General features: G+C 66.7%; 5 protein-coding genes and 1 tRNA gene. 4 read left to right on the forward strand and 2 right to left on the reverse strand.

Translation table 11 applies throughout. The features are described 5' to 3' along the window. Both KBZ15_RS17025 and gatC read left to right on the forward strand, forming a co-directional pair. On the forward strand, positions 1 to 483 hold a 483-nt coding region (locus KBZ15_RS17025), incomplete at its 5' end, for a creatininase family protein (protein WP_255016406.1). Positions 484 to 515: 32 nt separating this feature from the next. Then, entirely contained in the window at positions 516 to 809 is a 294-nt protein-coding gene (gatC, locus tag KBZ15_RS17030) for an Asp-tRNA(Asn)/Glu-tRNA(Gln) amidotransferase subunit GatC (RefSeq protein ID WP_255016408.1), read from the forward strand. 29 nt (positions 810 to 838) lie between these two features. On the opposite strand, the gene crtR is transcribed toward gatC, so the two are convergent. Further along, positions 839 to 1,864 (reverse strand): beta-carotene hydroxylase, encoded by a 1,026-nt coding sequence (gene crtR, locus KBZ15_RS17035; RefSeq protein ID WP_255016409.1) that lies wholly within the window; start codon positions 1,862 to 1,864, stop codon positions 839 to 841. Between the two features lie 54 nt (positions 1,865 to 1,918). Beyond that, positions 1,919 to 2,000: transfer RNA gene (locus KBZ15_RS17040), tRNA-Leu, on the reverse strand. Positions 2,001 to 2,076: 76 nt separating this feature from the next. Between KBZ15_RS17040 and KBZ15_RS17045 the strand changes: the two genes are divergently transcribed. Further along, positions 2,077 to 2,646, forward strand: a complete 570-nt coding sequence (locus KBZ15_RS17045) for a Ycf66 family protein (protein ID WP_255016410.1) — start codon at positions 2,077 to 2,079, stop codon at positions 2,644 to 2,646. Positions 2,647 to 2,739: 93 nt separating this feature from the next. Further along, positions 2,740 to 5,580: an isoleucine--tRNA ligase gene (gene ileS, locus KBZ15_RS17050; RefSeq protein ID WP_255016411.1), complete on the forward strand. Its 2,841-nt coding sequence runs from the start codon at positions 2,740 to 2,742 to the stop codon at positions 5,578 to 5,580. Positions 5,581 to 5,741 lie beyond the last annotated feature (161 nt).

Consider the following 5,741-nt stretch of genomic DNA (forward strand, 5'->3'; position numbering starts at 1 on the left):
GCCGTGCTGCACGACGTGTTGCTGTCGCTGGCGCGCCACGGCTTCGAGCGCATCTTCGTGATCAATGGCCACGGTGGCAACATCGCCACCAGCAAGGCGGCCTTTGCCCAGGCCTACGCCACCGCCGCCGACCGGGGCCTGCCGAATGCCCCCCAGCTGCGCTGCAAGCTGGCCAACTGGTTCATGGCTGGGCCGGTGCTGAAGGAAGCTCGCAGCCTCTACGGCGAGCGCGAGGGGCACCACGCCACCCCCAGCGAGATCGCCCTCACCCTGCACCTGGAGCCCAGCCTCCAGGCCAAGCAGCGCCCCCTGCCGGAATCGGCCCCAGCCGGGCCGATCCACGGCCCCGAGGATTTCCGCCGCCGCCATCCCGACGGCCGCATGGGCTCCGATCCCTTCCTGGCCCAGGCAGCCCACGGGGAGCGCTTTCTCGATCTGGCCGCCACGGCCCTGACGGCGGATCTGGAGAGCTTCCTGGCCTGAGCGCTAGCGTCAACCCCTGCCAGTACCGCCCGATGAGCAAGATCACCGCCGACGATGTGCGCAAGGTGGCAGGGCTGGCCCGCCTCGCCCTGCCGGAGGAGAAGATCGCCACCTACACCGGCCAGCTCGAACGCATCCTGGATTACGTGACCCAGCTGGAAGCCGTGGACACCGAAGGGGTGCCGCCCACCACCAGGGCCGTGGAAGTGGTAAATGTCACCCGCGCCGACGTAGTCACCCCGACAAGCGTGCGGGAGGAGCTGCTCAATCAAGCGCCCCAGCGGGAGGGGGACTTCATCCGGGTGCCAAAAATCCTGGCGGATTAACTGGTGAATTACTGGTGAGTTGGCTGGTGTCAGCGAACTGGCGACACCGCCGTTCTATGCAGCAGCTCCAGCACCCTTCGGCGCGCATGCCGGGTGGGCATCAGCGCCGCCAGCGGCCGCAACTTGCTGCGCTTCTTGCGGTGGCTGCGGACCCCCAGGAAAATGTCATAGAGAAAATTGAGCCCGTCGCTTCTGCTTTCAAACAATCCCAGCCGCTGGGGTGATCCTTTGGCATCAAGGATCGGTTTTGTGGCGTGATAAGCAGCTTGATACTCAAACCAGGGAATCGATGGCCAGAGGTGGTGAACCAGGTGATAGTTCTGGCCCATGATCAACCAATTCATCAGCCTCCCTGGATAGACGCGGGCATTGTGCCAGCGGTTGCGCGACTGAAAAGGGCGATGGGGCAGGTAGTCAAAGAAGAGGCCCAGAGTGACGCCCACCATCAGGGCTGGAGCAAACCAGCAGTTGAATACAAAGGGCAGGAAACCAAACTTCACTGCCGCAATCACAATCGCCGCAAATATTCCCCTGGCAATCCCCCACTCCAGCAACTCATAGCGGCGCCAGAGACGCCGGCGAAAGAAAAACAGCTCGTGGTAAAAAAACCGTGGCGCGATTAGCCACAGGGGCCCAAAAGTGCTGACGATGTGGTCTGGATCATTTTTGGGGTCGTTGACGTGGGCGTGGTGCTGCAGGTGCACTCGGGTGAACACCGGAAAGCTGAAGCCCAGTAGCAGGGCCGCCCCGTGGCCCATCACCCCATTCCAGAAGCGGCTGGGGTGGGCTGCGTTGTGGCAAGCGTCATGGATCACCGTGCCCTCGAGATGGAGGGCCAGAAAACCAGTGGCCAGAAGCAGCGGCAGGGGCCAGCCCCCCCCAAACCAGCCCCAGATGGTCAGGCCCGCCAGGCCGTAGCCCGCCACAAACAACCCCACCGTGGGGTTCCAGGGGGCCGGTGGATCGAGAAATTCCCGCGGCACCAGGGTTGATGGCGCTGGCCTGGCACCTGCCACAGCAACGGTATTGGAGGCAGCAGCCAAAACCTGTGTCATCGCAACTGAAGCGTGCCCTAAGCAATGGCTCAAGGCAACCTAAGCAACCAACCATGCCCACCGGGGGACTTGAACCCCCACGACCAAAGCCACTGGTACCTAAAACCAGCGCGTCTACCAATTCCGCCAGGTGGGCGCCAGGTGGGCGCATCGCGACTGTAGGGAAAGCCCAGCCCGCGCGCCCACAATGGGTGGACCCATTCCTCCTGGCCATGCTCGCCACCCTGGGCGGACTCCTGGCGCTGCTGCTGGGCCTCGCCATCCTGCTCTTACCCCTACTGGCCAGCGAACTCAGCCGGCCCCGGGATTCGGCCTGGGGCGCTGTGGTGCTGCTACTCGGCTTGGTGCTCGTGACCAGTGCGGATCGCCTCACCGGGGCACCGATGCTGGGCGTGCTGTGCGGCGGCCTGCTGATCGGCCGGCTGGCGGGGGAGGTCTCCCAGGGGCGCTGGCGGCAACTCAGCCCGGAGGAACAGCAGCGGCTTTGGTCTGCCGAACGCTGGCAGACAAGCCTCAAGCAGGCCGGAGCTGCCCTTGCCCAGCTGCTTGCCCTAGTGACAACAGCGAGCGGGGGCCTGGGCCAGTGGCTGGCGGAGCGGCGGCAACCAAAAACCACGGGCAAGCTCTGGGTGCGCCAGGAAGCCGCAGACACCACTGAAACAGCTGCCAACACCGTGGTGGTGAGTTCCTTTGCCGAGATCGATGCCCTGATCGAAGCCGAAAATCCTCAAAGCCTGGCCAGCCCCAGCGAGCCCCAGGCCCCCAGCAGCCAGGCGGGATAATCAGCCCTTGCTGCCCCAGGCGCCGTGACCGCCAGCTCTGCGCCCGCCACCTCCTACAAGGACACCCTCAACCTGCTGCAGACGCCCTTCGCCATGCGGGCAAACGCCCGCCAGCGCGAACCCGAGATCCAGGCGTTCTGGACCGAGCAGCGCCTCTACGAACGGCTCAGCCAGCAGAACCCCGGAGAGAGCTTCACCCTCCACGACGGCCCCCCCTACGCCAACGGGGCCCTGCATGTGGGCCACGCCCTCAACAAGATCCTCAAGGACATCATCAACAAGACCGCCCTCCTCCAAGGGAAAAAGGCGCGATTTGTGCCGGGCTGGGACTGCCACGGCCTGCCAATTGAACTCAAGGTGCTGCAAGGGCTGAGCAGCAGCGAGCGGGCCGACCTCACCCCGCTCAGCCTGCGCCAAAAGGCCCACGCCTTTGCCCTGGAGCAGGTGGAGGGCCAGAAGCAGGGCTTCCAGCGCTGGGGCATCTGGGCCGACTGGGAGACGCCCTACCTCACCCTGCAGAAGGACTACGAGGCCGCCCAGATCGGCGTTTTCGGCGCCATGGTGCTGGCTGGCCACATCTACCGGGGCCTCAAGCCCGTGCACTGGAGCCCCAGCTCCCGCACGGCCCTGGCCGAAGCCGAGCTCGAATATCCCGACGGCCACACCTCCCCCAGCGTTTACGTGGCATTCCCGGTGGTGGAGCTGGGCGAGGCCCTCGCCAGCCAACTGGGCGAGGCGGCCGCCAACCTGGCGGTTGCGATCTGGACCACCACCCCCTGGACCCTGCCCGCCAACCTGGCGGTGGCGGTGAACCCCAACCTCGACTACGCCATCTGCCGCAGCGGTGATCGCCACCTGGTGGTGGCCGCCGAGCTGAGCGAAGGCCTCGCCGTCAAGCTGGGCATCGAGCTGACGCCGCTGTGCCGCCTCAAGGGCGCCGAGCTCGAGGGCATCGTCTACCGCCATCCCCTGCTGGATCGCACCAGTGCTGTGGTGATCGGCGGCGACTACGTCACCACCGAAGCCGGTACGGGCCTGGTTCACACCGCCCCGGGCCATGGCGTAGACGACTTCAACACCGGCAAGAAATACGGGCTGCCGGTGCTCTGCCCGGTGGACGAGGCCGGCTACCTCACCGCCGAAGCCGGCCCCTTTGCCGGCACCAACGTGCTCAAAGACGCCAATCCGGCGATCATCGAGGCCTTGGAGGCCGCCGGCGCCCTGCTGCTGCAGGAGCGCTACGAGCACCGCTACCCCTACGACTGGCGCACCAAAAAGCCCACCATCTTCCGGGCCACCGAGCAGTGGTTTGCCTCGGTGGAGGGCTTCCGCGGCGCCGCCCTGGAGGCGATCGCCCAGGTGGAGTGGCTGCCGGCCAGCGGCCGCAACCGGATCGAGGCCATGGTGGGCGAGCGGGGCGACTGGTGCATCAGCCGCCAGCGCACCTGGGGGGTGCCGATCCCCGTCTTCTACCACCGCGAAACCGACGAGGTGCTGCTCAACGGGGCCACCCTCAGCCACATCCAGGGGCTGATCGCCGAGCACGGCACCGATGTGTGGTGGCAGCGCGATGAGGCCGGCCTGCTGCCGGCGGTCCATGCCGCCGAGGCGGCCCAGTGGCGCAAGGGCACCGACACCATGGACGTGTGGTTTGATTCCGGCTCCTCCTGGGCCGGGGTGCTGCAGGAGAGGGGCCTGGGCTACCCGGCCGACCTCTATCTGGAGGGCAGCGACCAGCACCGCGGCTGGTTCCAGAGCAGCCTGCTCACCTCGGTGGCCGTCAACGGCCACGCCCCCTACAGGCGGGTGCTCACCCACGGCTTCACCCTCGATGAGAAGGGCCGCAAGATGAGCAAATCGCTGGGCAACGTGGTGGATCCGGCCGTGCTGGTGGAGGGCGGCAAAAACGAGAAACAGGATCCCGCCTACGGCGCCGATGTATTGCGCCTGTGGGTGAGTTCGGTGGATTACTCCGCCGATGTGCCCCTGGGCCCTGGGATCGTGAAGCAACTGGCCGATGTGTATCGCAAGGTGCGCAACACGGCCCGCTACCTGCTGGGCAACCTGCACGATTTCGATCCGCGCCCCCAGGCTGAAGGCGGCGATGCCGTGGCCTACGCCGAGCTGCCCCTGCTGGACCAGTGGATGCTGCAGCGCACCGCAGCCCTGATCGACAGCGTCACAGGGGATTTCGAGCGATTTGAATTTTACCGCTTCTTCCAAGCCCTACAGAATTTCTGCGTTGTCGACCTCTCCAACGTCTACCTCGACATCGCCAAAGACCGCCTCTACGTGAGCGGGGCAGGGGAGTTTCGCCGCCGCAGCTGCCAAACCGTGCTGCACCTGGTGGTGGAACGGCTGGCCGGCCTGATCGCGCCGGTGCTCTGCCACATGGCAGAAGACATCTGGCAGAACCTGCCCTACCCGGTGGCCGAGGCCTCGGTGTTCGAGCGGGGCTGGCCCACCGCTCCTGGCGACTGGCGCCGGCCGGAGCTGGAGCCGCCGATGGCCGCCATTCTCGAGCTGCGGGCCCTGGTGAACCGCCAGCTCGAGAGCTGCCGCAAGCAGGGCGACAGGGGCAGCAGCGAGGGCCGGGAGCAGGGCATCGGCGCCTCCCTGGAGGCCCAGGTGCAGCTCACCCTGGCGGAAGGGGCGAGCACCACGGCGCTGGCGGAGGCCCTCGCCTGGATGGCAAGCTCCGCCCACCCCAGCGTTGACAACCTCACCGACTGGCTGCTGGTGTCGGCCCTGCACATCGGCGGCGAGGCCCCAGAAGCCGTACTGGCGGAAGCGAAAGCCGACGGGGTGACGGTACGGGTGGCCCGGGCCGCCGGCCAGAAATGCGAGCGTTGCTGGCACCACGAAACCGACATCGGCCGCCACCCCAGCCACCCCACCCTCTGCGGCCGCTGCGTGGCCGTGCTGGAGCCCTGAGCGACACAGGCAAGCCAATCCCAGGGCCAACTCAGAGCCAGGCTGGGGCTTGCAGGTAGGACTGAGGATTGCTGCCGGCGGCCAACACCTGCTCGGCGGCGGGGTCGAGCGGGCCAGCCAGCAACTCGGCCGTAAGCAGCCGCACCCCCTCGGGCAGCAAT

This window comes from Cyanobium sp. BA20m-p-22, from assembly GCF_024346275.1.
GTDB lineage: Bacteria > Cyanobacteriota > Cyanobacteriia > PCC-6307 > Cyanobiaceae > Cyanobium_A.

Bases quoted from the DNA above. Each gene is read 5' to 3' on its own strand.
- gatC (WP_255016408.1), top strand. From the start codon at position 516: ATGAGCAAGATCACCGCCGACGATGTGCGCAAGGTGGCAGGGCTGGCC.
- KBZ15_RS17045 (WP_255016410.1), top strand. From the start codon at position 2,077: ATGCTCGCCACCCTGGGCGGACTCCTGGCGCTGCTGCTGGGCCTCGCC.
- ileS (WP_255016411.1), top strand. From the start codon at position 2,740: ATGCGGGCAAACGCCCGCCAGCGCGAACCCGAGATCCAGGCGTTCTGG.
- crtR (WP_255016409.1), bottom strand. From the start codon at position 1,864: ATGACACAGGTTTTGGCTGCTGCCTCCAATACCGTTGCTGTGGCAGGT.